The sequence below is a fragment of the Sphingobacterium sp. SYP-B4668 genome, from assembly GCF_027627455.1.
Classification (GTDB): Bacteria; Bacteroidota; Bacteroidia; order Sphingobacteriales; family Sphingobacteriaceae; genus Sphingobacterium.
This window is the reverse complement of sequence record NZ_CP115483.1, coordinates 403,797-429,374: the sequence shown is the minus strand read 5'-3', so window position 1 is coordinate 429,374 and position 25,578 is coordinate 403,797. Positions and strand designations below refer to the sequence as shown.

The 25,578-nt window shown below is 39.6% G+C and carries 21 protein-coding genes; all 21 read right to left on the bottom strand.

Translation table 11 applies throughout. The features are described 5' to 3' along the window. Positions 1-2: 2 nt before the first annotated feature. Entirely contained in the window at positions 3-3,266 is a 3,264-nt protein-coding gene (locus OQ289_RS01860; RefSeq protein WP_270089177.1) for a SusC/RagA family TonB-linked outer membrane protein, read from the bottom strand. Positions 3,267-3,590: 324 nt separating this feature from the next. After that, positions 3,591-4,790, bottom strand: coding sequence for a FecR family protein (locus tag OQ289_RS01855; RefSeq protein ID WP_270089176.1), 1,200 nt, complete (start codon positions 4,788-4,790; stop codon positions 3,591-3,593). Positions 4,791-4,848: 58 nt separating this feature from the next. Beyond that, entirely contained in the window at positions 4,849-5,430 is a 582-nt protein-coding gene (locus tag OQ289_RS01850) for an RNA polymerase sigma factor (protein WP_270089175.1), read from the bottom strand. Between the two features lie 473 nt (positions 5,431-5,903). Further along, positions 5,904-6,860 (bottom strand): nucleotidyltransferase family protein, encoded by a 957-nt coding sequence (locus OQ289_RS01845; protein ID WP_270089174.1) that lies wholly within the window; start codon positions 6,858-6,860, stop codon positions 5,904-5,906. A 346-nt stretch (positions 6,861-7,206) separates the two neighbouring features. Next, positions 7,207-7,635, bottom strand: a complete 429-nt coding sequence (locus OQ289_RS01840; RefSeq protein WP_270089173.1) for a WxcM-like domain-containing protein — start codon at positions 7,633-7,635, stop codon at positions 7,207-7,209. An 87-nt stretch (positions 7,636-7,722) separates the two neighbouring features. Next, positions 7,723-8,082 carry a four helix bundle protein gene (locus tag OQ289_RS01835; protein ID WP_270089172.1) on the bottom strand — a complete coding sequence of 120 codons (360 nt, stop codon included), beginning with the start codon at positions 8,080-8,082 and terminating at the stop codon, positions 7,723-7,725. A 378-nt stretch (positions 8,083-8,460) separates the two neighbouring features. Beyond that, entirely contained in the window at positions 8,461-9,417 is a 957-nt protein-coding gene (locus OQ289_RS01830) for a UDP-GlcNAc--UDP-phosphate GlcNAc-1-phosphate transferase (protein WP_270089171.1), read from the bottom strand. Positions 9,418-9,667: 250 nt separating this feature from the next. Continuing rightward, entirely contained in the window at positions 9,668-10,570 is a 903-nt protein-coding gene (locus tag OQ289_RS01825) for an NAD-dependent epimerase/dehydratase family protein (protein WP_270089170.1), read from the bottom strand. Then, positions 10,567-11,751 (bottom strand): glycosyltransferase family 4 protein, encoded by a 1,185-nt coding sequence (locus tag OQ289_RS01820; protein ID WP_270089169.1) that lies wholly within the window; start codon positions 11,749-11,751, stop codon positions 10,567-10,569. Before OQ289_RS01820 ends, OQ289_RS01825 begins: the two co-directional genes overlap by 4 nt. 2 nt (positions 11,752-11,753) lie before the next feature. Next, complete coding sequence (gene wecB / locus OQ289_RS01815; protein WP_270089168.1) at positions 11,754-12,893, bottom strand: non-hydrolyzing UDP-N-acetylglucosamine 2-epimerase; 1,140 nt, start codon at positions 12,891-12,893, stop codon at positions 11,754-11,756. Between the two features lie 17 nt (positions 12,894-12,910). Then, positions 12,911-14,029 carry a polysaccharide biosynthesis C-terminal domain-containing protein gene (locus tag OQ289_RS01810; protein ID WP_270089167.1) on the bottom strand — a complete coding sequence of 373 codons (1,119 nt, stop codon included), beginning with the start codon at positions 14,027-14,029 and terminating at the stop codon, positions 12,911-12,913. A gap of 26 nt (positions 14,030-14,055) precedes the next feature. Further along, positions 14,056-15,090: a polysaccharide biosynthesis protein gene (locus OQ289_RS01805; protein ID WP_270089166.1), complete on the bottom strand. Its 1,035-nt coding sequence runs from the start codon at positions 15,088-15,090 to the stop codon at positions 14,056-14,058. Positions 15,091-15,092: 2 nt separating this feature from the next. Beyond that, complete coding sequence (locus tag OQ289_RS01800; protein WP_270089165.1) at positions 15,093-15,917, bottom strand: glycosyltransferase; 825 nt, start codon at positions 15,915-15,917, stop codon at positions 15,093-15,095. Positions 15,918-15,921: 4 nt separating this feature from the next. Beyond that, positions 15,922-17,013, bottom strand: coding sequence for a glycosyl hydrolase family 28-related protein (locus tag OQ289_RS01795; protein ID WP_270089164.1), 1,092 nt, complete (start codon positions 17,011-17,013; stop codon positions 15,922-15,924). Next, a complete protein-coding gene (locus tag OQ289_RS01790) occupies positions 17,006-17,812 on the bottom strand; it encodes a glycosyltransferase (protein ID WP_270089163.1) in 807 nt (268 codons plus the stop codon). Before OQ289_RS01790 ends, OQ289_RS01795 begins: the two co-directional genes overlap by 8 nt. Continuing rightward, positions 17,809-18,969 carry a hypothetical protein gene (locus OQ289_RS01785; protein ID WP_270089162.1) on the bottom strand — a complete coding sequence of 387 codons (1,161 nt, stop codon included), beginning with the start codon at positions 18,967-18,969 and terminating at the stop codon, positions 17,809-17,811. The genes OQ289_RS01790 and OQ289_RS01785 overlap by 4 nt, the downstream gene beginning before the upstream one ends. Continuing rightward, positions 18,966-20,087, bottom strand: coding sequence for a glycosyltransferase (locus tag OQ289_RS01780; RefSeq protein ID WP_270089161.1), 1,122 nt, complete (start codon positions 20,085-20,087; stop codon positions 18,966-18,968). The genes OQ289_RS01785 and OQ289_RS01780 overlap by 4 nt, the downstream gene beginning before the upstream one ends. Then, a complete protein-coding gene (locus OQ289_RS01775; RefSeq protein WP_270089160.1) occupies positions 20,084-21,166 on the bottom strand; it encodes a polysaccharide pyruvyl transferase family protein in 1,083 nt (360 codons plus the stop codon). The genes OQ289_RS01780 and OQ289_RS01775 overlap by 4 nt, the downstream gene beginning before the upstream one ends. 10 nt (positions 21,167-21,176) lie before the next feature. Continuing rightward, positions 21,177-22,844 (bottom strand): FAD-dependent oxidoreductase, encoded by a 1,668-nt coding sequence (locus tag OQ289_RS01770; protein WP_270089159.1) that lies wholly within the window; start codon positions 22,842-22,844, stop codon positions 21,177-21,179. Between the two features lie 204 nt (positions 22,845-23,048). After that, the gene (locus tag OQ289_RS01765) at positions 23,049-24,458 is read right to left on the bottom strand and encodes a lipopolysaccharide biosynthesis protein (RefSeq protein ID WP_270089158.1); all 1,410 of its coding nucleotides are present in this window, start codon (positions 24,456-24,458) and stop codon (positions 23,049-23,051) included. Between the two features lie 2 nt (positions 24,459-24,460). Next, a complete protein-coding gene (gene wecB, locus OQ289_RS01760; RefSeq protein ID WP_333485562.1) occupies positions 24,461-25,567 on the bottom strand; it encodes a non-hydrolyzing UDP-N-acetylglucosamine 2-epimerase in 1,107 nt (368 codons plus the stop codon). Positions 25,568-25,578 lie beyond the last annotated feature (11 nt).

The following is a 25,578-nucleotide window of genomic DNA, read 5'->3' as shown; positions in this document are numbered from 1 at the left end:
TCTTAAAATGAAAAATTAATTCCAGCCATATACATTTTGGCTGTCGGATAGGCACTTTGGTCTATCCCCATACGCAGTCTATCTCCCACTCCTTGCCCATCTGACCCGGTAGTATTAACATCCGGATCGATACCCGGGTAGTTGGTGATCGTGAATAGGTTGACGCCCGACACATAGACCTGGGCCCGCTTCACCTTTGAGTTGGTCCACTTGGCGATAGGCATATTGTACGCCAGCCTGACCGATTTCAGGCGTAGATAGCTTCCATCCTCAATAAAGCGATCGGAGACATCCACCAACGTAGTGGAGCTGATTTTCGGATATTTCGCGTTCGGATTGGGCGACTCTGCCGTCCAATAATTGCCCACTAGATCCTGAAATTGATTGGTCCCGCGTTGGAAAGAGTTGAGGTTTGTCCCCGCTGTCGCCCAGAAGATATCATTCCCTGTCACGCCCTCTATGAAAAGATTCAATTCCAGGCTTTTGTAGGAGAAGTTGCTGTTAAATCCATAGACCATGTTCGGATAGGGATTCCCGATAATCACGCGGTCCAGCGCGTTGATTTGTCCATCTTGATTCTGATCCACATATTTGATCAAGCCCTTGTCATCCAATCCATCTTCGATCAGTCCCAGAAACATCCCGAAAGGCTGTCCCTCTCTAGCGATGTTCATACTCGATCGGAATTGGTTCAATTCTGCACTGAAGATATCATTTCCTCCCGCTAGCGAAACAATTTTATTCTTATTTGTCGAAAGCCGGACAGCTGCATCCCATTTAAATTCGCGTGTCAAGATATCCGCTGCCAAGTTGAACTCAAATCCTTGATTCCTTATTTCGCCGATATTCTGTAGCATAGCGCCAAACCCGACCGAAGGAGGCAGTGGCACCGATGCCAATAAATCGGTGGTATTCTTGATATAATAATCCGCTGTTATCTTGAATCGGTTGTTCAATAGCGCTAGGTCTATGCCCACGTCCATCTGTGTAGTCGTCTCCCACTTTAGGTCGGGGTTGGCTATACCCGAGGGCACATAGCCGATGACCTCCGTACTATTGCCGTAGATGGTCCTCACCGGCGAAATACGGTCTCGAGATTGATAAGGCGATAGGGCGGTGTTTCCAGTCACCCCTACACTTGCCCTTAGCTTCAATTCATCGATAGCCTCGACCTCTTGAAGAAAAGGCTCATTGCTCGCTTTCCAAGCCACCGCTCCCGATGGGAATGCCGCCCATTTATTATTTTCGCCAAAGCGCGACGATCCATCGGCACGTATACTGGCCGTCAGCAAATACTTGTCCGCGTAGGAGTAGTTGGCCCTTGCCAACCAAGAGGCCATCGCCCATTTGGATATTCCAGACGAAGGCGGATTCACCGTCTCGGCCACACCTAGGTTATAATTCTCAGTATTGTTGTTTGCAAACCCGCTTACACTGATTCCCGATGTACGAAGGGTTTCATCCTGATAGGTAAATCCGCCCATCAAGCCCAGCTGATGGCGATCCCCGAATGCACGGTTATAATTCAAGATATTCTCGTTCAAGAAGGACGATCTATAGGAAGTCCCTTGCGAGGCGCCTCCCCTATCATTTTCAAAAATAAGAGGTCTAAATTCCTCCGTCGCTACGTTATGGGCTTCGGTGCCCAGTAATGTTTTGAAGGTCAGCCCTTCTGCGATCTTGACCGTGAAGCTCGTATTTCCAATCAATACATTGGTAAAACCTCTATTTTTATAGGGCTTGTGATAGATCAGCGGGTTGACCATCGTGGCCTCCGCAAACGAGTATATCTGACCTATCTGTGTATATTGTCCATTGGCATCATACACATCCAATGTGGGTGGGGCCGACACCGCACCCGAATATACCGTATTACCGAAATTGCCATTATCCACCGGCACCTGAAAACGCTCTCTTCGAGACAAGTTGATGTTGACATCCATGGTCAACCAATCAAACAGCTGATGGTCCATATTAAGTCTCACCGATCCCCGTTTAGCACCTGTATTGATAATGATTCCGTCTTGATCGTAATAGCTTCCAGATAGGGAGTATCGACTTTTTTCAGATCCCCCTGAGAAGGTAAGCGTATGATTGTGTAGGATCGCACTTCTTAATACTTCACTTTGCCAATCCGTACCTGGGCCCTTGATTTCGTTGACATCAAAAAATGGCTGCTGTCCACTGTTCTTTAACCATTCATTGGCTACGATCGCATATTCTTTCGCATCCAATACCTTCATCCGTTTGATATCTTCCTGTACCCCGACCTGACTCTGCAGGTCTATTTTGGTGGGTTGGCCTGATTTTCCCTTTTTGGAGGTAATGATGACCACCCCATTCGCTCCCCTTGCGCCATATATAGCAGTGGCAGAAGCATCCTTTAAGATATCGACCGATTCGATATCAGATGGGTTGAGATAGCTGATATCCCCCGTCACCGGAAATCCGTCTACCACATACAGGGGTTGGTTGTCCCCTATCATAGAGTTGCCGCCCCGTATCCGCACCTCCATCCGAGATCCCGGAGCTCCCGAATTCTGCACCACACGTACCCCCGTAGCGCCAGATTTCAAGGCCTGCTCCATATTATATACCGGTACCGCTTCCAGCTGGGCGGGTTTCACCTGCGATACCGATCCTGTCAGATCCGATTTTCGCATCGTTCCGTAGCCCACCACCACCACTTCATCCAGATCGGCTACCTCTTCGCCCAATAGCACGTCGATCCGCACTTGGCTTCCCACCGCCAACTCTTTGGTTTGCCGACCTATCAACGAATAGGTCAATGTAGTCGCTCCATTCGGGAGGCGAATTTCATATGCTCCATCACCATTGGTCGTGGTAGCCACTTGGGTCCCCTTCACCCGTACCGTCACCCCCGCCAAAGGCTTACGCTCATTATCGCTGACCACTCCCGAGACCAGCCGTTCTTGGGGCCTATCCTCGGCTTTTTCCCTTTGCGTAGGCTGCGGTGCGCCTGGCATGATGGTGACAATGCCGTCATCAAGTGACCAAACCAATTCATGGCCTGCCAATATAGCCCGCATCGCCTCCGAAAATACTACATCTTTGACTTGCACATTGACACGTGTCATGGCTATGCGATCGCCACGAAACAAGAAGGAATAGCCCTGTTGTTTTTGGATATCTTTCATGACATCCCGCAGACTGGTATTTTTGGCATGAAGAGTAATCTTTTGTGCTCGCCCTTCGGCCGCAGCCTGGACAATGAAAAGAAAAGTTAAAAAAATCGCTAATTTCATAGTAAGTAGCAATCGTGTTCTAAAAGACCAGTCCGGTCCTTTAAAAATTCGTTTAAAAATCATAAATTAGTGCTGTTTGGGTGATTCAAAATTGGTCATAGACCGGCAATTCAATACCGGTCCGTACTGTAATCCAAACGAAATCCACGGATGGTGTCTCCAGCACCATCCGTTGTTCCTTATTCTTCTTTCTGCTATACCGTCCTGTCGTTATGATGTATTCATATTCATTTCTCCTCGTTTTTGATTATAATGGTTATGGTTTATATAAATGGTACACTTACTTGCTATAAGCTGGGTATACCCTTCGTTTGTTTTCACGTGCTATCTTTCGCCCTGCACAAGCAGCTCCTTATGGCCATTGGCCTCTGTAAGCCTGAAGGTCAGCCCACTTTTTTCCAATGACTTCAATACCGAGCCCAGTGATTTGCCTCGGTCTATCATGCCGAATATCCGCTTTTCGGGGATAGCCCCTTGATACAGCACCTCCACATCATACCAGCGTGCCAGTTGGGCCAACGCGATTTGGGGCGACAAGTTATCGAAATAGAAGAATCCGTCTTTCCAAGCTGTAAATTGTTCGACATCCACCTTTCGGACGTCCACTTTAGATCTGCGTAGTGTCGCTTGCTCCCCTGGTAGCAACAGCGTGCCTGCCCCTCCATTCGTGACAATATTTACCCGGCCCTCCACCAAGGTTGTCTTCGTCTCGACATCCTCCGCATAGGCTGATATATTAAATCCGGTCCCTAGGACTTCTACCACCTGGTCTTTCGTTTTTACTTTAAATGGTACCGCAGCACCTGCCATAGGTCCACCTCCTTTTGCTTGTTGTTTGGTCACATCAAAGTAGGCCTCTCCCTGCAGTTCGACCACCCTTTCCATATCCGTGAATTTGGTTGGATATTTTAGGGTCGAGGCCGCATTGAGCCACACCTTTGTACCATCCGGGAGTGTCACCTGATACGTCCCCCCCTTAGGTGTAGTCAGTACTGCAGAGGTGAGTTCAGCGTTCCCTCCCTCTTTGTCCAACAATGCACTGCCATCACCATACTTAATGGCATCCGGCCCTATTACCACCCCTGTCTGCTGTTCATCCAGTGCATAGGTACTTCCATCGGCCAAAGTCAAGGTCGCCCGGTTGCCTCCTGGCAACACCTGCTGAGGGTCTACCCTCGTTTGTCGCTCAGCTTGCATATCTGGACGATCCTTTTTCCCATCCCCTATCCGCCAAAACACCAGGCCCACAATCAGTAGCGCTGCCGCTGCTACATAGGGTAGCGCCCGATATCTAAGGCCCCGTGACCTTGCCGGTAGTTCAATTGCGGCAAGCACAGCCTCCTTACTCCGTCGGGTAGCCTTCGCCATTTCCTCCGGTGTACGCCGCACATCGCTATTCGCCATATGTCGATTGAGGGCAGCCTCGACCTGCAGCCGCTCTTGAGGAGTAGCCGTCCCTTCCATATAGCGTTCTATTAGTTTCTGTGCTTCTGTATTTCCCATAGCGATAGCGTCATCTTTCATGTGTCTCTATATACAGTACACATCTGCTTCCCATAAATCCCGATTTATTTTATTTTTTTTACGAAAGTAAAATAGCCAATGCTAGGGAGAGTCCCATACGTAGGCGAATATTGCCAACAGCTTGGCTCAATAGATTTTTGACGGTCTTCTCGGAGACCCCCAGTGCGAGGGCAATCTCTTCATTGCTGCAATTCTCGAAGTGGGTCATCATGAATACCTTTCCCATTTTGCCGGGCAGTGCTGCAGCTATGCTTTCCAAACGTGCAATAAGCTCCTTCTCGATCATCCCTTGGTCCGCAGTCGTGTATCCCGCCGTTAGGTAGTGGGTCAATTCTTTTTTGAAAGCTGTATGCGTCGTCTTGGTCCGTTCTTGATTCAGGAAGCCGTTCCGAACACTCACTTTGAGATAATTAAATAGATTTTTGGAATCGTCAAATCGTTCGCGGTTTTGCCACGCTCGGATAAATATCTCTTGGATGAGGTCCTCGCTTTGTTGACTATCATGCGTCAGTTGATCTGCATATTGGAGCAGAAAATGGTAATATCGATTAAAGATTTCTTCGAAGGCCTCCCGATCGCCATTCTTCAATAACGGAATCAAATGATTTTCGGGCAATACATGATAATTGGTTAGTTTCATCAACCCTAAGGTAGCTAATTCAGTTTAGTATTGAAAATTAGTAGCTAGCTTATTACTAGTGATGGATGGTTAATGGCGGAGGGCTTACAACAAAACACCCGTCACTCCGAACTTGATTCGGAGTCTCTCCGTCATAGGCAATACACCACGTCAAGCTCCTAACCCCATCACGAATCACTAACCCCTAATCTCTAAAACCTAACTCCTAACCATCTAACTCCTAGTTTCTAAAACCCAACACCTCTCCCACTAACCCCTATCACCCCTCCATCCTCTCCCGTCACTCCGAACTTGATTCGGAGCCTCTCCGTCAAATGCAATACACCCGTCAAGCTCCTCCCCCCAAATCACTAACCCCTAATCTTTAAAACCTAACCCCTATCACCACTCCCCCCGTCACTCCTAACTTGATTCGGAGTCTCTCCGTCAAATGCAATACACCCGTCAAGCTCCTCCCCCCAAATCACTAACCCCTAAAAATCCAAATACAGCGCTTCATTTACAGGCTTCGGCCATAGCCTTCTCGGGTACACCCCATCCGCTATCAATTGTCGAATACTTGCTTGTACTATCGCCTTGTCCTCTTTATAGGTCACGCCAAACCATTTGGACGAAGTTGGCAGCACTGCAAATTGCGCCATCTGCTTCTTTACCATGTAGTCTGGAATATTGGGAATAAAAAATTCGGCTTTCGGGTTATCTTGGTTCTCTGCTACGAAAGCTGGAAACAGCTCCTTAGCTACCTCGATTACTTTGGGGGTGAATCCCCAAAAGTTCATGGATACCCTTGTCTCTTTAGGGAGTATCACCTCTTGGTCGTCCGAGCGGTAGACGATATGCATGTCCTCTCCTTCGTCTTTACGGTATATATTGGTGCGTTCGGTCACGCTCGTCATCTGTCCTGTGCCATTCACCTCGCATACCCCTCGCGATACATATCCATAGTCGGATAGCGTATTTCCTATTTCAAAACCTACCAAGGCCATTTGTCCATCTGTTGCTTCATTCGTCAAGAAATCAGCCATCCGTTCGAAAGCATCATAACCATAGAAATCATCGGCATTGATGACACAGAATGGGCCATCTACATGTTCATGCGCACTCATTACCGCATGTGCCGTGCCCCACGGTTTTTGCCGCTCGACGTGCATCTCCACGCCGAATTTACGCAGGTCAAAATCCTGGAAAGCATAAGCTACTTCTATCTCTTTGGGAAGCCGATCGCCCACATTTTTCTGCATGATGGTTAAGAATTCTTCTCGGATAACAAAGACAATCTTGCCGAATCCAGCGCGGACCGCATCGTATATGGAATAATCGATAATTTTCTCTTGATATGGACCAATGCTTTCCACTTGCTTAGCAGAGCCGTATCGGCTAGCCATTCCAGCCGCCAGTATGACCAGCGTAGGTTTTTCTTTTTTTATCATAGGGTGTGATCTGGTCTACTTGGATTTTTGGAGAATCCAGTAGAACGGTACAAAAATTAAAACATGTACCAGCCTATAACAAGTTTAATGCCAACTCCTTCCCCGCCCGTCACTCCGAACCTGATTCGGAGTCTGCCCGTCAATGCAATACACCACTTCCAACTCCTTCCCCGCCCGTCACTCCAAACTTGATTCGGAGTCTGCCTATCAAATGCAATACACTACGTCAAGCTCCTAGCCTCCAATCTCCAACACCTAGTATCTAAACTACCTCCTTACCTCTAACACCTAGCTCCTAGCCTCCAATCTTCAACACCTAGTCTCTCTATCTCCTAATCTCTAACCCCTACACCAACCTATTCACAAAATAATCCACTGGCCAGGTGTGGTCGTCCAGCTTAGCATTCTCGATACCATAATCTGCGAATACCAACAGTTCGCTATTCGGTTCTAAGGCTCGAAAAGCGGTACCATATCCAGCAGGTACGTGGAATACACGCTGTTCTGTGACATGGATAATCTCTCTTTGTATGGCCAAATCAGGAGATGCATCCTCCCAATTATCGATTTCGACCAAGTCTACGGCGAATGCACCCGATAAGACATAAAACCAGCGCTGCTCTATACGATGCGCACGCCAGCCCCTGACCAGCTCGGCATCTGCATTTTGAATGATGTAGAATCGTTTGACTTGCGACATATCAAAGTCATTTACGAACCGAATTTGACCTCTATAATCTTTGGCGATGCCACCTGTAATAAAATTTATATGCATATGTTATTTGTGATTCGTGACTAGTGATTAGTAGTCGTTAGAGACACACATCGCCTGTAGTCAACTACTCGTATTAGTTATAAAACATTAATTCCGTTCCTTTAGATATGTAATAAGGCCATTAATCATTTTACTAATGCAACTTAATTCGTCTAAAATCTCAATCTGCTTCTTTTCAGAAATATATTGCAAGTTTTTACTGATAATCAATTGAGTTTCTACTTCCATCGCACTTCCTAATGCGATATACAGAAACTGTATAAATTCCTTTTTTGATTGTCTTGCAGCTCCTTCCGAGATATTACTCGGGATTGAGACAGCAGCCCTCCTTATCTGGTTCGTTAATCCATACACCTCGTCCTTCGGGAAAACTTTGCTCAATTCGTAAATAGTCGTGACCAGGTCAATACTTTTCTTCCAAACATCCAAGTCTTTGTGTGTTTTCATAAGGTTCCAATTAGCGCCAAATATCTAATATAGAGATTTTGGCGACCAATTACTAGTTACTAATTACCAGTCACCAATTACTAGTCACCAATCACTAATTATCTAACCTCTATCTCCTAACTCCCACTCTCTATCCCTCCAACTCCTAATATCTAACACCTATCTCCTAACTCCAATTTCTAAACTCTAACTCCTAGTCACCAATCACTAGTCACCAATTACCAGTCACTAGTCACCAATTACTAGTCACCAATTACCACTCTCTATCTCCTAACTCCAATTTCTAAACTCTAACTCCTAGCCACCAATTACTAGTTACTAATTACCAGTCACTAGTCACCAATTACCAGTCACTAGTCACCAATTACTAGTCACTAGTTACCCAATATACCTCTTCAACACATATCGCTTCAACATCAAATAAATAAGGCTTAATGCTAACAGCAGGCCAATTGCAAATCCTAATTGGATGGTAACACTTTCATCTGTAAACCGTATCACGAGTAAACCAATGATAAACTGTAGTACTCCGTATACAAAAGATACCACTAGCTTATTCACGCCGGCCTCATTCCCTAAGTATTGGTACAGATGTGAGCGATGCGCTTGGAAAATGTTTTCTCTTTTGGAGAGCCGCCGCACAATTGTCCACACCGTGTCCACTCCGTATACTACTAGGAATAATATATAAATCAAGTTCTGGGTCTTAATTATCAAGGCAGCCAATGCAAACAGCAAGATAAAAGCAATAGCCACAGAGCCAACATCTCCCGCAAAGCATTTCGCTTTGGCCCTAAAGTTAAAAAAAGCAAATACCAATATCGAGAGCATACTATATATTAACAAATCCCGGTCGATAAAATCGACGTGATGGCTGACCAATAGTAACAAGCCACCTACCGCTAGGCTGTAGCAAGCCGTGATTCCATTGATACCATCCATAAAATTGTAGGCATTAATAACGCCGATTACCACTATAAATGTTATCACCAAATAATACCAAGGCATACCGAATACATCCAGTTCATATGCCATTAACAGTACTGATAGCAGATGGACCAACAGGCGAATTTTATTGGATAAGGTCATGATATCATCCGCAAAGCTCACTACTGTCATCAATGTCAGACCTAGGAAGAAATAAGGGTATTGGAATCCCGATAGAATAAAATAAGCTAACGCCCCTAAATAAAATATAATCCCACCACCTCTTAACGTAATAGCGGTATGCGAACTACGCTCATTCGGCTTGTCAATAATATTGAATCGATCTGCAACCCGGAAATATGCTAATTCCGCCACAAAAAGAACTATAAAAACTACTAAATATATCATCACTTTATATTTGTCTAGTACCTAGGCTCTAACTCCGACCCCGTCACTCCGAACTTGATTCGGAGCCTCTCCGTTAAATGCAATACACCACGTCAAGCCCCTCACCCCAAACTCCTAGCTCTCTAACATCTAATCTCTACCCCCTAACCCCTATCACCACTCTATCATTCCGTCACTCCGAACTTGATTCGGAGTCTCTCCGTCATAGGCAATACATCACGTCAAGTCCCTCTCTCCTAATCACCAATACCTAACTCTTAGCCTCCCCAAAAGACCTTATCGTCCTCTCCAATCCCTCCTTCGCCGTCAATGGCAATTTCTCAATTCCCAAAGCCGCTTTAATCTTTTGATTCGAAACCAATAAATCACTAGTCATCTTTTTAAGTCGCTTCGTATTTAACGGTATCGGAATCACATCTCCGACTTTAGCTATCATCCTAACCAAATATTTAGGCAGTGAAATACTCATAACCTTTTTGTTCGTAACCTTCTTAATGACCTCAATAATTTCATTTGTAGAAATTGGTTCATCATCAGCGATATGATATATCCCTGATTCCAATTTATCGTAATTTTCTATAATCTGTTCGATAAAAAAACAAAAGTTAGAAATCGATATAAAGGAACGGCTATTATCAAATGAACTTAAAGGATAGGGAATTCCCCTCGATATCAATTTATATAGCAAGCCCAGATTTCCTTTGTCACCAGGTCCGTGTACCATTGTCGGCCTAAGGATAACCAACTTTTTATCTGATGGTAGTTCTTGGTCCAAAAGCCATTCCTCCGCAGCTCGTTTTGAGCTCCCGTACCAAGATTCGGGATGACAATTGTTCTCTTCTGTCAACGGCCTGTTAGATTCGAATTCTTCCAGGGCAGCCAACGAACTTATATGGATGAACAGCTTAGCAGAGGAGCTTACAAAAACCTGAAAAATCTGCTTTGTTAACTCTAAGTTAGCGTAATAATAATCCTGTTCGGTCGCAGTTCCCTTGTGATCGTGAGCCTTACCCACAAGATTAAGTATAACGACACTGCTCTTCAGATCATTTTGCCACCCGTCACGTCGTAATGAGCTCCCACAAACATCTTTAATCCCACTAAGTAAATGCTTTCCAATGAATCCGCTAGCTCCTAAAATTGTTACTTTCATTTGATGATTTGGTTTATCTTAGAAAGAACTATATTTTCCGCAAACCTTTCATTAGCTAATATCTTCGCTTTCTCTGATTTGATATTATCTTTGTTATTTAAAGTTGTTAAAAAACTTCTTAAAGGCTCGGGATTATCCCAGTTAAAACTCCAACCAATCTGATTATCCTTAATTAACAAATCAATTTCAGCCCCTTCATCTCCCACGAAAAGAATGGGTTTACCTAACGCTAATAAATTATAGGATTTCGAAGGTACGCCAAGACCGTACATAGCCGGCGATAATGTCACTAAGCCTATATCACAACTATTTAAGAAATATGATTGCTCAGAGCGCGGTTTAGGGCCTAGATAATGTACGTTATCAATACCGTTCTTTTTTAAAAAGTTCAGTATATCATTTTTACATGCGCCATCTCCTACCAAAATCATATGTAATTTTTCATTATGAGATGAGGCAAATATTTTCAAAAACTCCTCTAAATATTGTACTCTTCCCATATTCCCAGCAAATCCGATAACGATTTTATCCGTTACATCAACTCCTAGATAGTTATTTCTATCAAAAACCAAATTAGGTTGTAAATCAGAATCAAACCAATTTTCAACGATATGAATTTTTTTTCCACGGCTTACTTTAGAAGCCACAAGTTTTTCCATATCTCTTCCCAATACAATCAATTCGTCTGCCATGCTGTAAGACCAATCATACATCGTCTTCATAATTTTATATGAAAACGAGTTGTTTTTCAATACACCTGCCGGAACAGCATTTTCCGGAAATACATCGTGAACCAAGAGAACATACCTAAATTTTTTGCACCTACGAATACATCCAAGTAAAATCACAAGTAAAAATGGATTAGTTACTGCAAAAACTACATCCTCTTTCGCAACGTATCTCAAAATTTTTCCAGCAAAAGAAAATGTTGTGTACAAAGATCCCAGAATCCTGTTAAAAAATTTGTTTTTATCTAATGATAAGGCTCTCGATTTGATTAACTTTATTCCTTCCAGTTTTTTTTCATTTACATGATCTACATTAGCGTCATAGGCTATGTCAGCATATATTACAGAGGTATCATAATTTTTGGACAGAAATTTGGCTATTTCTGTCATAATATAAGCCGTTGAGGTTTTATTCGGATAAAATAATTCTGAAATCAGATATACTCTCTTCATACCTATATCTCCTCAGACCAAACCACGCGTTTAATATAATCGGTATAGGAGATTATAATACGTACCACTTTATCAGATACATTGGGCATCGAATAATCGGCTACGGGACGAAAATTACGCTCACCGTCTATCTTTTGCTCTAATACCTGCACCAGTCCTTGTAAAACACGCTCTGGAGACAGTCCCACCATCATGACAGATGCTTCCTCCATCGCTTCTGGCCGCTCGTGAGCCTGACGAATATTCAGTGCTCTGAAATTCAAAATAGATGACTCCTCAGATATGGTCCCAGAATCCGATAAAACAGCAAATGACCGCATCTGCAACGCATTATAGTCGTGAAATCCTAAGGGCTTCAGAAATTGAACTTCAGGGCGCACGGCTATCTGCATCTTATCAATCATATTACGCGTACGAGGATGAGTGGATACGATAATCGGCATCTTATACTGTTCTGCTATCGCATTTAATGAATCAATCAAACCTCTAAAATTCTTTTCCGAATTAATATTCTCCTCACGATGAGAAGAAACCACGAAAAATTTACGGTCCTCTAAATTCAATTTGGATAGCACATCCGAAGCTTTAATTTGAGGAAGGTAATGATTAAGCACCTCAAACATAGGCGAACCTGTCTTAATAATTCGATCTGCAGGCAACCCCTCACGCAATAGATATTCACGCGCAATATCCGAATAGGTAAGGTTTACATCTGCTGTATGATCCACGATTTTACGGTTGGTCTCTTCTGGTACCCGCTGATCAAAGCATCTATTCCCCGCCTCCATATGGAAGATTGGAATATGACGTTTCTTAGCCGGTATCGCGCAAAGACATGAGTTGGTATCACCCAATACCAAAAAGGCCTCCGGTTTCAATTCCTCTAACAAGGGGTCTATTTTTATCAAGATATTGCCCACTGTCTCAGTTGCGGTCTTACCAGCAGCCTCCAAAAAATAATCAGGCTTACGTAATCCCAAATCTTCGAAAAAAACCTGATTCAACTCGTAGTCATAATTCTGTCCTGTATGGACGATAATATGTTCAACAGCATTAGATCTATCCAGTGCTTCCAATACTCTTGATAATCTAATAATCTCCGGGCGCGTTCCAACGACCGTCATTACCTTTAATTTTTTCATTATATCTTTAAAATAATTTATACCTCTACAAAATAAGTATCTGGGTCGGTGGGATCATAGGGCTCATTTATCCAAAACATAGTAATCAACTCTTCATTCCCAATATTTTTGATATTGTGCGTATACCATATTGGCATATCGACATAAGAAGGTTGGGTACCGTCCAAGTAGAAATCAAAGATCTCGTCAGTATCTACCTTACGTAATTGAATAAGAGCCTTACCTTTAATCACAGCGAAGCGCTCAATCTTGCGCGTATGAAAATGATTACCTCTGGTTATCCCAGGTACAGTTGTTGAATAAGAAGATTGTCCACCAATACCCATACGGATAATCTCGACAAACGTGCCTCTTGAATCTGTATGCAATTGAAAATGGCGTGGGTAAAGATTACCATAATCCATATACGACCGGTAGGTATTAAAGAGATTTAATTCAAAGGAATTTTCTAATATCGGGATCTCTCCATTTTCTAAATACATTTCTTTGAAACCTTCCAAGAGCGCTAGTACCTCTGAAACTTTTTTTGTAGCGGTATGCTCTATTACACAATGGGGCCTATGTTCTTCACGACGAATTTGGTTAATTATTTCATCCACCAACTCTTGTACATAAATCAATGTAACCTCACCATCATGTGCTATAATTGGTTGCTCCCTATGCGTGAGTTGGTAGCAAAAAGTTGCGACAAAGGAATTGTAAAAGGGTTTACCAAACGCGCCAAAAACGTTTGGTATAATTAGTCCTGTTAACTTCCCTCCCTTGGCTTCAGCCCAAGATGCTATTGCCTCCCGGCCTTCTTTCTTTGACTTGCCATATAGATTGTCTCGTTCTTCTTGCGTAGAAGAGGAAATTAAGATATGTGCTGTTGATTTAGTCCGCTCTAAAGATGCAACCAAATCCTTGGCTAATTTAACATTCGTATCGTAAATTACCTGCTCACTTTCGTGTCGATTCATTGCTGCCAAATGTACGACGACATCGCATTTACGGACAAACTCATCTAAGGCCTCAGCATCATCAAAATAGGCCCTTTTGAAATTCACACGTTCAAATTCGTCAGGAAATAATCCTAAGGTATTATATAAATGGCTTCCGACGAAGCCTTGCTGTCCCGTAATTCCAATTCTTTTCATAGCATCTTACATTCTAATACTCTAATCTAATAGGGGTACTGCATAACATCCTCACCAAAAACCTCTTTGCGTATCAATGGTAGTTTGGATATCAAGTCTTTCAAGCCATCAACGCCTTGTTGGGTGGTATTATGCGAGTGGTAATCCTCTATTCTAGAAACATCCTGCTCCCCCTCCGAAAAGTACTTTGCATAATTCAGATCCCGATTATCCGCAGGGACACGATAAAAATCACCCATATCTTCCGCTTTCATCATTTCCTCTCGGGTGCAAAGCGTCTCATATAGCTTCTCACCATGACGGGTACCTATAATCTTCACGGGCACTTCCTTTCCAGTCAGTTGGATTAACGCTTTAGCCAAGTCACCTATACTTCCTGCAGGCGCTTTATTGACAAAAAGATCTCCAGGATTACCGTGTTCAAAAGCAAACAACACTAAATCTACAGCATCTTCTAATGACATAAAAAAGCGAGACATGTTAGGGTCCGTAATTGTAATCGGTTCGCCTTTTTGAATCTGATTTAAGAATAAAGGTATAACAGAACCCCTAGAGGCCATTACATTTCCGTAACGCGTCAAGCAAACAGTAGTCTCTGTCAAGTTGCGAGCTTCCGCCACAGCCACTTTCTCCATCATTGCTTTGGATATCCCCATTGCATTAATGGGATAAGCAGCTTTATCTGTACTTAGACAAATTACTTTTTTCACACCGTTTGAAGCTGCTGCACGGATTACATTTTGCGTGCCTTCAACATTTGTCTTTACAGCTTGCATAGGAAAAAATTCACAAGACGGCACTTGTTTCAACGCTGCAGCATGGAATACATAATCCACCCCACGTGTTGCGGGTTCAACACTTGAATAATCTCGTACATCCCCTATATAATACTTAATTTTATCATTTCTATAGAGGTTACGCATATCATCCTGCTTTTTCTCGTCCCGAGAGAAGATTCGAATTTCTTTAAAATGGTCACCACTTAAAAATCGATTTAAAACTGCTGTACCAAATGAACCTGTTCCTCCAGTAATCAGTAATACTTTCCTTTTAATCTCCATATTTACAAATATTTTTTGTACACTTTATATGACTGTTGAACTATTTTATACTTAGAGGCTGGCTCAATTTTTGATGTTGTTGAAGATTCATTATGATAACAAACAAAAGAGGGGTCATATAGTATTTTACCGTTCACTGAACCAACCTGACCTGCCAGAATCGCTTCTTCTCCATATAAAAAGACATCTTCCCAAAGAAAATCAAAATGCTTAAAGAAATTAGGAGTCAAGATATATAAAGCGCCAATTCCCATATGAATATTTTTTTTTTGCGAATCATACCTCTTAAATCTTCTTTCCGTACTTTTCAGAGTACTCAAAATTTTTGCAATAAAATAGTTAGAATAATACACTTGATACTTTAGCTTTCTTAGAAAGCCCATTTTTCTTAAAACATGAGGATTTTCATGTGATCCCTCTGTAGTGATTACATCAGGGCATATAATAAGGGTATCGCTATCTAATTGATAATCCAATATATATTTAATAAAATCGTCCTCAAAAATTATGTCATTATTGCCCACTACATAATAACCAGAATCATTATTCAGACTTCTGGCATATTTGACACCTACATTAAGCCCTTGGAAATAACCACGATTCTCATCTCTAATAATCTTCAATACCGCATCCTCAAGATGATTTTCTTCTTTATATTCCAACAATTTATTGAAATCAAATTCATCTGGAGTATTATCAATCACTATAATAAGTGCCCGTTGACCAAATTTTAAACCAATAACATTTTCGATGTATTTTACCGTTTCTGTATACGTTCCATAATTTACACAGATAAAAGGAACAATAGGATTAAGAGACTCCTTCATAATTTTATTTAGCAAAATATTCGTTCTTTATATTTGTAAAGCTATTTGCATTCAATGCCGCTTTTTGATCAAGTACCCCTTTTAATTCAATTCCATACTCGCAAGACGACCCAGGATAGGCCAAAATATCTACATTTGAAATTTTGCAGCCTCTGATTTGGTTGTTATTAACCTCGTTATTCACTGAAATAGCGGATTTACTCCTGCCACTCATGGCTATATATCCTCCCAAAACCTGCCAGTTTGTGGAGGGCCCTTTCCCTGATTCGAGCAAAATACCATACTCTTTACAGAAATCTAAAATAGGAGTCGTTACATATACATTAGAGGTATAAAGGGAATGAATACCGATATCGGCATTATAAGTTAATAAATTCGTAATCCTCCATCCCTCAGTTGCTTGTTGAGCATCGCTAAAGAAGACACCCTTCGATCCACCTCCAGATACTGAGACACTACAATTACTTATATTATTATTTACAGATGTTCCTTTTATATTGAAACCAATCTGACCAAATAATACTTTTATATTATCGAAATGGGAATCCCACAGCCAACTGGAATCGAAGGCTGTATTAAAGCCATCTATAAAAACATCTCGATAGACATGCGTATAAGGTCTTTTTTTCGTCGACCCCAGCACCTTTATGGCCGTGAAGAGATTTCTTGTTTGGGTATATCTAATAGCTTGATTAATAGAAAATCTTTCAAAAATGACATTACTAACACCTTCCAAAATCTCAAAACCATCACTATTCAAAAAATTCAATCCACACATGCTCATTCCATCTCCGTATATGTAAATTTGACCGGATATAATTATTTTGCTCTTACAGAGGTAAGATTTGCTTGGCCTCGAAAGATAAAGAGTTTTTTTAAATTTAATACAGTCGTCAACAGCAACTTGAATTGCTCGAGAATCATCAATATGACCGTCCCCCTTCACCCCATATTGCTTTATATCTATTATGGATGAAGATCGCGCATCATTGTTTACAGCAGCTATTTCATTAACTGTCTCACGTTCGTTTTTCGATGACCCTTTATAAAAACAACTTGACGAAGCAAGTACCGACAAAAAGCTTAATCTATTCATAACTCTTATTCATTAGGCCTTTAAATAAACATTTTATTTTTTTCATATCCATTTCAAGAAATAGTACTTTAAGGATATGAAGTACGAAAAAAAAATTCTTTTTGAGAATAAAATACGGAAAATCCATAAAGTAGGTACTCGAAATATGTCTGTGATTCCTTGCTATATAATAGTTCCTGAGGCAGTTGTGACTGTAGTAGTTAATTCCAAATTTCCTCTTTGCAGAACCTAAACTGTGCTCTATTGTCACTCCATCGTACTTTACTACTCTGTATCCCGCTTTGCCCACCCGTAAACAATATTCGAAATCAACAGAATCAATAAAATAATCCTCGTTGAACCCCCCAACTTTTTGCAAAAGTTCAGTTCTAAATAAACAACAACTTTGAATTATTGTATATGTATCAAGTACTTTTCCGTCTTCTGTAGTACTACTGTTACTTCTCGAAAATGAGGGTCCGACAATCCCTATATTTCGGTTAGAATCCAATATAGATTGTAAAAGGACAAGGGTGTTTGATGGAATCCAAGTATCCTGATCAAAAGTCACAAAATAGGAATAATTCTGACAATACTTATTTAGCCAATAATTGTAGGCTCCTCCTAATCCTATATTTTTATCACTGTAATAAACCTCACATCTTCCGATGATATCAGATTTAGCAATATCTTCTCTATTTCCCGAACCATTGTCAAATATCACTACTTTATCAACTTGGTCTAAAATAGATTCAATATTCCTTTCTAATTTCTGAATATCTGAATTATATGTAACTAATATTCCGAAAATCTCTCTCATATTGTTCTTTTAAAAGCTAATGTGATAAGTACTCCAAACGGGACAGTATAATCAAAACTACTTAACCAATAAGGATTGGTAAATGAAGCTAATAGAACCGAAAGAATTCCTAGGCAAATTCCTACATTCAACGAATTATCCACTTCCAATTTCCAATTTCTATATAACAAATATAAATACATACAAATAAGAATGAACGCAATTGGAACCCCAACACAAAATATTAAATAATGAAATGAATTTTCATAGGCAGTTTTAAACTCATTATTTCGCAAATAATCGGGCATATATGCCCCCATTCCGTATCCAGCAAGTGGGCGGTCTAGGATATATTTAGTAAAATAAGTTCCTTGCTCACTCCGGACTTCTGAATCTCCAGAGGATCTAGCTGCATCTCGGAAGCGACTTACAACCTTTTCAAACTCAAAATTTTCGAATTTTTGTTTGGGAATAATAAACATTAGAGCAACCAGAAATAAAGAAATATAGCGGACATAATACTTAAAATTTATTAAAATAACGAGAATAAAAGGAACAAGCAAAATTCTTCTTCCTGTAAGAACAGAAAAAATTAAAAGGCTGAGAAAGAGATACAACTTCCAGTTTCTAAAATTTAGCTGCTTCCCCTGATTAAAAATTATCGGAATTAAAAACAGATAATAAGTTAGCGGAGAATTTATTATGTGAATAAATCCTTCATTGAGGCCGATACGATTTTCGTCAGGGTAGAAAATCGCATTTAAATTTATGGGGAATATTCCGACTCCATGTAACAACGTACTTACAGCTGTTAGCGTTATTAATACTAGGGATATGAAAGCACTTCTATAAATAATTGAAAAAAGTCTATTTCTATCAAAAACTTGAAGTACTATTGTTACCAAAAAAGGAAATATGAAATAAATCAGAAAAGAATGAAGTACAAAAATTGTTTCATTTCCTCTAATACCAGCTACCAAAAAAGGAGATATGAAAATGAATAGATAAGATAAAAAAAAGTTTAAATAAGCAGCTCCTAATTTTGGCCTAAAAGCCATTAAAAGCAACAGGATAAAAAGTACGATAATCTTCGGAGACTGAAGTGTCCTAGGAAAAGAAAAAACCATCACTAAAAAAAGTGTAGCCAGTGTGCTCTGGGCTCTTTCAACCGAAATCATTTTTTCAGTATTTTAACGTAAGCATTATACGTTTGTTCTGCAGTCATTTCCCAAGTAAAGGCCTTAAATCCGGACTTTTTTTCTTCATTATTACAAAATTCCTTCAAGACTTTAGTCCGTATGTCAGAAATATTGAGCGGATCTATTTTTGTCACTTTTTCTCCAAAATAAGTCTCAAAAGGTGAATAAGGGTAATCCGAAACAATAATTGGACATCCCATAGATAACGCTTCTAAAGAAACGAGCCCCGGCGACTCCCTCAAGGAAGGTAATACATGTAATTTAGCACGTCTGTAAAAGTCGTAAATCAGTTCATGATCTACCTCGGAGATGAAATAAACGTTTCCTCGGCGATTACAAATCCGAGCTAAAGTATCATAGTATTCCCTATGTGAAATTGCTCCAATAAAAACGATTGGAATATCGGAGTCTTTTTCCAGCGCTTTTACAAGATTAATTTGATTCTTAATAGGTTCTATACGTCCGACCTGTAAAACAAAATCACCCTTAATATTTCCCTGAGCCAACAATAAGTTGACAGCCTTTTGCTTTTCTAAATCAAATACGTAGTGAGCCTCACAAGCATTAACCACAACATCATAATTAATTGTTGCCTTCTTTCTTTTTATAAACTGGCACAATAATGTCATTTCCTCTTCAGAATTTGGCAAGAGAATATCGCAATTATAGACGAAGCTGCTTACAATAGCTCTGAATTTTTTTGAAGACAGAAATATTAAAGGATAAAAAACACCAATTATTTTCGAAATGAGTTTTTCGAGCGATAAAATTGTCGAATTGAGTTTTGAAAGCCTTAGTTTTGAAAAAATTGCGTAAATCAGAACGCTATAATCCCAGTAGATTGGAGAAGCAGCAATCTTAATTCCTTCTGATTTTGCTTTCTCAATAAAAGCTCCGCTTAGCTTGTAAGTCGAAAAATTAAATATATGACAGAGATCAAATCTGTCTTTTGTTAATTCAGCAGGATTCGTTAAAACTTGGATTTCTATATCTTTTGTATGGAATTCTAGATACTGCTTGGTTTTCAACATTTGAACAGCATCCCCGCCCCCCCGAGTTTTATAATCCTCTCTAATGCAAAAAGCAACTTTAATCATAATCTATTTAAATTTACTAATTCTCTAAACTCTAAAAGCATCTTATCAGAAGCATTTCTAAGCTTACTTATTGAATTCGAATAATCTACATTAAAATCCATCTTTTCGACGAGATTTTTTAATTCCTCCAAATCAAAAGGCTTTGACCAAAGCTGCATCTCAGGAATTTGATCTCGCAACAACCTTAATTTCGGTTCAATTTCAATGGCAATCACAGGTTTTCCGAGCAAAGCACCGACTATAGCACCGTGGTACCGAGCTGATATAAATCCATCAAAATTAGCCAGCACTTTTAAAAAATCATCTACAGTAGATTCATCTGGATTCCAGATTATTCTCTTACTATCTCCAATTAAGGTTATCCATTCCTTGTCTTTTTTTGTTGAGAATAGAATATAATGGATTTCGATATCCGGTCTACTTTGATAATCCTCTACAAAATCCAAAATTGGTTCAAAATATGCCCTGCCTGATTCCTCCCATTCCCAGTCCCTCACAATCACACCAATCTTTTTCGACTTTTGAGTTACTTCATTTCCCTTAAATGGCGGTAAATAAAAATATGAAGAAAACACAACATCGGCTCCTAATGTAGCCTTAATATCCCAATCGCGACAATACAAATAAGATTGTTCATCTCTCAAACCTATATATTTTGTATCCTTTAATAAATCTTTTACAATACTTATATATTCTTCATTATAGAAAGGTCCTAAGCCTAGTCCTAAAATCGCAATGTTAACTTTCTTAGGTTTAGCAAAATATCTCTGAATCTTATTCAAAATTATCTCTGGACTCAACATTGCTCGTCGAATACGTTGTAGTAATGTAAATTCATTTTTATCACTAAATGCAAAAAATTGAGTTCCGCCTCCATAAATTAACCAATCTTCTTTAAATGACTTCACATCGTAGCTTGATCTTTTTAAAAGCTTAACTGGATAATTCAAGCCCTGACTTTCAAAATTTAACAGGGACTCAGGGAACTCCTTTATCAAGTAGTTTTCAAAAACAATCATCAACAGATCATCACCAAAGTTTGATACCCCATACCCCCCCCTAATACTAAATTTATACATATTCATTTCATTAGATAACCACCCTCCTATTCAATAAGAAAGCTTTTAATTCATTATAATTAATATCTTGCACGGCAAGGTTATACTTCAATGCAATTAGAGCTGCACAAGCAGCCGATTGCCCCAGCACCATATATGTTGGTTCCATTCGCAGCGAAGAGTATGCAACATGTGATGCAGAAACACAGATTGGGACTAACAAGTTAGAACATTCTATCTTTTTCGGCAGAATTAACCCGTAGTTAAGAGTGTAAGGTACATTTAAGACTTTATGAAATCCCCCTTCGTTCTTCACATTCCCATCAAAAGCAACGTAACGCTGTACCACGTGACTATCAAAAGCATATAGAGCTTTCCCTATTGATTGCCCCAAAGAAGTCTTTCCTTCACAATCTGCTTGAGTCATTACATAATCACTCACCATACGTCGAGCCTCACGGACATACAATTGATAGGGCCAATTGTCATTGTCTATAAACTCGTCTTTTGATAACCCCCATTTGCCATATCTTTCCCTAATATTGCTAGGAATGTCCGGATGATTAATCAATGTCCATAAAAATCCTTGAATATAAGAGCGATGCCTTGCAACAATTCTATCTCGCACTTCATGTGATCCATCAGGATAGCCATAATTTGCCCCAACAAAATCTATCGAAATAGGACCGCTATTATTAGTATCTGTTTTACCATTCGGCAAAGGATATAAATCAATGAATTTATTTTCAGGTTGGATTCTAGAATATTGAAAAAGGAAATCGTAATCATTCTCATTATACTCCAACGGTTTAGAAACAGGCACCATCTTTGCCGCGACGTTGGTAAGAGGAAGACGATAGCAATATGCTTGAACTTTTTCATCACCCCCTCCCGATTTCCCGATTTCCCGCCAATTTTTTAAAATCCCTCTCTTGTCTTGGACACCTCTATGAAACTCAGCTGTAGGCATAGTTTTTACATTAACTCCATTTAAATCCTCATTGTAAGTCGAAGAGCTCTCTCTCCCTACTGTATAAGATACTCCGGCTTTAGCCATTAGATCCCCTTCATAACTCGCATCAATAAAGACTTTACCTTTTATAGATCTTCCAGACTCTAGTTTAATCATCAATATCGTGTTACCGGATTTGACGACTCCGCTTGTTAAGTTTAGTCTATCTAAGTGTATAATTGGTATTTTATAATGCATAATATAACGTTGCAATATTTTTTGTGCCATTTTAGGCTCGAAAAACATCATTTTATCGCCGTAGGCATTTAACCTTGTGTAGTCCTCTCGGCGACTATCAATCCAATAAAGTGGATTTGAGTACTCTCTCTTCAAGTCTTGATAAAACCTACCAGCTAATCCTCCTATTATTGTGGTACTAGTAAAATCACTTGAACCCAAACCATTAGTTGTCATTCCTCCAAGTCCGGAACCACGAGGATTAACTACAATAACCGATTTGTTGGATTGTACTATCTCAATTGCTGCCATGATGGCTGAAGCAGTCCCCCCATAAATGACTACGTCAAATTCGTCACCTATCTTTTCGTCTCCAACACCGGATAGTTTATTAAAATTTAAGACTTCCTCATCAGGAATCGGATCCTGTAAGGGAGGTGCTTTTTTACATGAGATTAAAAATCCCATAGCAGGTACAAAAAAGAAAAAACAAATTGCCTTAATTCTCATATAATATAGAAAGTCTTATTTCCCGGTTATTTATTATCAAACTCTAAATCAAAAAATATTATCTCTTGCATTAATTCAAATTCAAGATACGAACATCACGCAATAAAAAATCTATCCTTAAATATTGAGTGAATACTCCTCTATATGTTCACCGCCATTGAATACCTAGATCTATAAGAGAAACATTCCAATAGTATTTATTTACTAAATAGTTTCTTTATTTTTTCTAATACTATTATAGGCTTTTTGAATATCAACTCGATAATAAAAAAACAAAAAAAACATAGTAATAATAAACAATAAAAGTTGCATTTTGAATTCTAGTATTATCTGTAAATACATTATCAATATAAAACCAAAAAAAACTAACATGTCAGATGGTAAAAATGCTTTAAAATTTAATTTATGTCTGAGATCAATTGTTCGAAGCAAAAACATAATCAAATAACCTGCAAAAAAAGATAATGATATTCCCATTAGCCCAAATTCAGACACTAAAAGAAAAGACAGGAGTATTGAAATGATTCCACCTATTACAGTAGTGACCGTTATTCGCATCGTCTTCTTTTCTTTTTGATATATGATACCAATCACGGATGCTAATGTGTTAAATCCGACTCCAAGAAACAAAAATGGCATATACATCCATGCTTCATAAAAACTATCTTCTACCATAAACTTGACATAAATTGGGCTTCCAACGGAGAGCAAAACAACCACGATCAGTTCAAACCGAACAAACCTTTGAACAATCGATATAAAATATTGAAAATCTGACCGTTGCTTTAGCAAAGAATCTTGAATGGGTAATATTAATACAGAGTTTATCAAAACCAACATTGAAGGAAATCTGTTTGCAATGGCGTAAACCCCGTTTGCTTCTATTCCCAACTTATCCAAAATGATAAATTTACTGGCAGACGAAATTAACCACCAACTTATCAAATTTGGAATAAGAGGTAGCGAATACAACAACATTTTCTTAACAAGCTGAACATCGAAAGCTTCAATCTTAAAACACTTATTCAAATTTAACTTTACTACAATAAGCAACGAAGACAGACCAAAACCTACAATATTAGCAATCAAAGCCCCTTTTACCGACACCGTAAAAAATAGAAATAAGATAATATTCAGTCCAACAATCAACAATGTAGTAACCAATCCACTTATAGCAAATTCCTTTGTTTTTCCTAATCCTCGTAAAACACTCTGAAGAAATGGAAGCATTGAACTTAACATAAGCAATATTAAAAATACCACAGCATTGTTCATACCGAAGAGTTGACAATAGCCTATAAAGCCTAAACTAAACACAGCATACGTAATCAGCAACAACAAGAAAGAGCTCGTAAAAACTGTAGGCAACATCCTTTCTCTAGTTTCTTCCTCGTCAATTTCTACCAACCACCTATAAACAGCATCCGACAATTGTAATGACACTATTGGTACAAACAAAGCTATAGAGGTCATAAAAAGATCATATTCTCCCATTTCTGATTTTGTAAGATAAAAAGTGTAGAGCGGAACTAATAGGAATGATAATATCTTTGAGCCAAAACTACCTACGGTATAGATGAGAGTTTCTCTCATTAAACTTACTCTCCCAGCCATTTTTAATTTTGCCGGGCCATAAATTCAACAATTCTATAACTAGCCTTTCCGTCTCCATAAGGGTTATGCAATCCACTCATTTTTTCATATCTCGTTGTATCAACTAACAGTAATCGTGTTTCGTCCACTATTCTCTCTTTATCAGTGCCGACCAATATAACAGTACCAGCGGCTACCGCTTCAGGTCGCTCCGTTGAATCTCGCATTACCAGCACAGGTTTGCCCAAACTTGGAGCCTCTTCTTGAACACCACCGGAATCGGTGATAATCAAATACGCCTGATCCATCAACCATACAAACGCAGGATAAGAAAGAGGTTCAATCAAATTAATATTCTGAATTCCAGATAAAATCTCATAAACTGGCCCCTTAACATTTGGATTTAGATGTACAGGATATATAATTTGTACATCTGTATGCTCATGAGCAATTTCTTTAAGGGCGACGCAAATGTTAACAAAACCTTTTCCATGATTTTCACGTCTATGTCCAGTAACTAGTATAATTTTCCTACTTCGATCGATAGTATTTTTTAATTGATTAATCTCATCATTTTGTAAGGTATTAACTTTAGTTACGCTTTCGACTAGCGCATCGATTACAGTATTACCAGTTACCAAAATATCATTGACATTAACATTCTCACGCAGAAGATTATTTCGAGAAGCATCAGTAGGTGCAAAATGAAAATCCGCAATTCGACCGGTAATTTGTCGATTAATCTCCTCAGGGAAAGGAGATCTTTTATTATTTGTCCTTAGTCCAGCTTCAATATGACATATCTTTGCACCCGAGTAGAATGCTGCTATACTGGCAGCCATAGAAGTAGTGGTATCTCCATGCACATAGACATAATCAGGTCTAAATTCGTTTAAAACTGGTTTCAATTTTGTGATAATATCCGCCGTCAAAGAATATAAATCCTGATCGGGTTTCATAAGATCCAAATCATAGTCAGGCGTTATCTCAAAAAAATCCAAAACCTGGTCCAACATTTGGCGATGTTGGGCTGTAACACAAACTTTAGTATCAAACTCCTCCGTTTTCTTTATAAACTCCTTTATCAATGGTGCCATCTTTATTGCCTCTGGCCTTGTTCCAAATATCATTAGATTCCTTT

Bases quoted from the DNA above. Each gene is read 5' to 3' on its own strand.
- OQ289_RS01775 (WP_270089160.1), bottom strand. From the start codon at position 21,166: ATGTATAAATTTAGTATTAGGGGGGGGTATGGGGTATCAAACTTTGGT.
- OQ289_RS01770 (WP_270089159.1), bottom strand. From the start codon at position 22,844: ATGAGAATTAAGGCAATTTGTTTTTTCTTTTTTGTACCTGCTATGGGA.
- OQ289_RS01780 (WP_270089161.1), bottom strand. From the start codon at position 20,087: ATGATTAAAGTTGCTTTTTGCATTAGAGAGGATTATAAAACTCGGGGG.
- OQ289_RS01850 (WP_270089175.1), bottom strand. From the start codon at position 5,430: ATGAAACTAACCAATTATCATGTATTGCCCGAAAATCATTTGATTCCG.
- OQ289_RS01765 (WP_270089158.1), bottom strand. From the start codon at position 24,458: ATGGCTGGGAGAGTAAGTTTAATGAGAGAAACTCTCATCTATACCGTA.
- OQ289_RS01830 (WP_270089171.1), bottom strand. From the start codon at position 9,417: ATGATATATTTAGTAGTTTTTATAGTTCTTTTTGTGGCGGAATTAGCA.
- OQ289_RS01800 (WP_270089165.1), bottom strand. From the start codon at position 15,917: ATGAAGGAGTCTCTTAATCCTATTGTTCCTTTTATCTGTGTAAATTAT.
- OQ289_RS01795 (WP_270089164.1), bottom strand. From the start codon at position 17,013: ATGAATAGATTAAGCTTTTTGTCGGTACTTGCTTCGTCAAGTTGTTTT.
- wecB (WP_333485562.1), bottom strand. From the start codon at position 25,567: ATGATATTTGGAACAAGGCCAGAGGCAATAAAGATGGCACCATTGATA.
- OQ289_RS01820 (WP_270089169.1), bottom strand. From the start codon at position 11,751: ATGAAGAGAGTATATCTGATTTCAGAATTATTTTATCCGAATAAAACC.
- OQ289_RS01855 (WP_270089176.1), bottom strand. From the start codon at position 4,790: ATGAAAGATGACGCTATCGCTATGGGAAATACAGAAGCACAGAAACTA.
- OQ289_RS01840 (WP_270089173.1), bottom strand. From the start codon at position 7,635: ATGCATATAAATTTTATTACAGGTGGCATCGCCAAAGATTATAGAGGT.
- OQ289_RS01845 (WP_270089174.1), bottom strand. From the start codon at position 6,860: ATGATAAAAAAAGAAAAACCTACGCTGGTCATACTGGCGGCTGGAATG.
- OQ289_RS01810 (WP_270089167.1), bottom strand. From the start codon at position 14,029: ATGAAAAGAATTGGAATTACGGGACAGCAAGGCTTCGTCGGAAGCCAT.
- OQ289_RS01835 (WP_270089172.1), bottom strand. From the start codon at position 8,082: ATGAAAACACACAAAGACTTGGATGTTTGGAAGAAAAGTATTGACCTG.
- OQ289_RS01785 (WP_270089162.1), bottom strand. From the start codon at position 18,969: ATGATTTCGGTTGAAAGAGCCCAGAGCACACTGGCTACACTTTTTTTA.
- wecB (WP_270089168.1), bottom strand. From the start codon at position 12,893: ATGAAAAAATTAAAGGTAATGACGGTCGTTGGAACGCGCCCGGAGATT.
- OQ289_RS01790 (WP_270089163.1), bottom strand. From the start codon at position 17,812: ATGAGAGAGATTTTCGGAATATTAGTTACATATAATTCAGATATTCAG.
- OQ289_RS01860 (WP_270089177.1), bottom strand. From the start codon at position 3,266: ATGAAATTAGCGATTTTTTTAACTTTTCTTTTCATTGTCCAGGCTGCG.
- OQ289_RS01825 (WP_270089170.1), bottom strand. From the start codon at position 10,570: ATGAAAGTAACAATTTTAGGAGCTAGCGGATTCATTGGAAAGCATTTA.
- OQ289_RS01805 (WP_270089166.1), bottom strand. From the start codon at position 15,090: ATGGAGATTAAAAGGAAAGTATTACTGATTACTGGAGGAACAGGTTCA.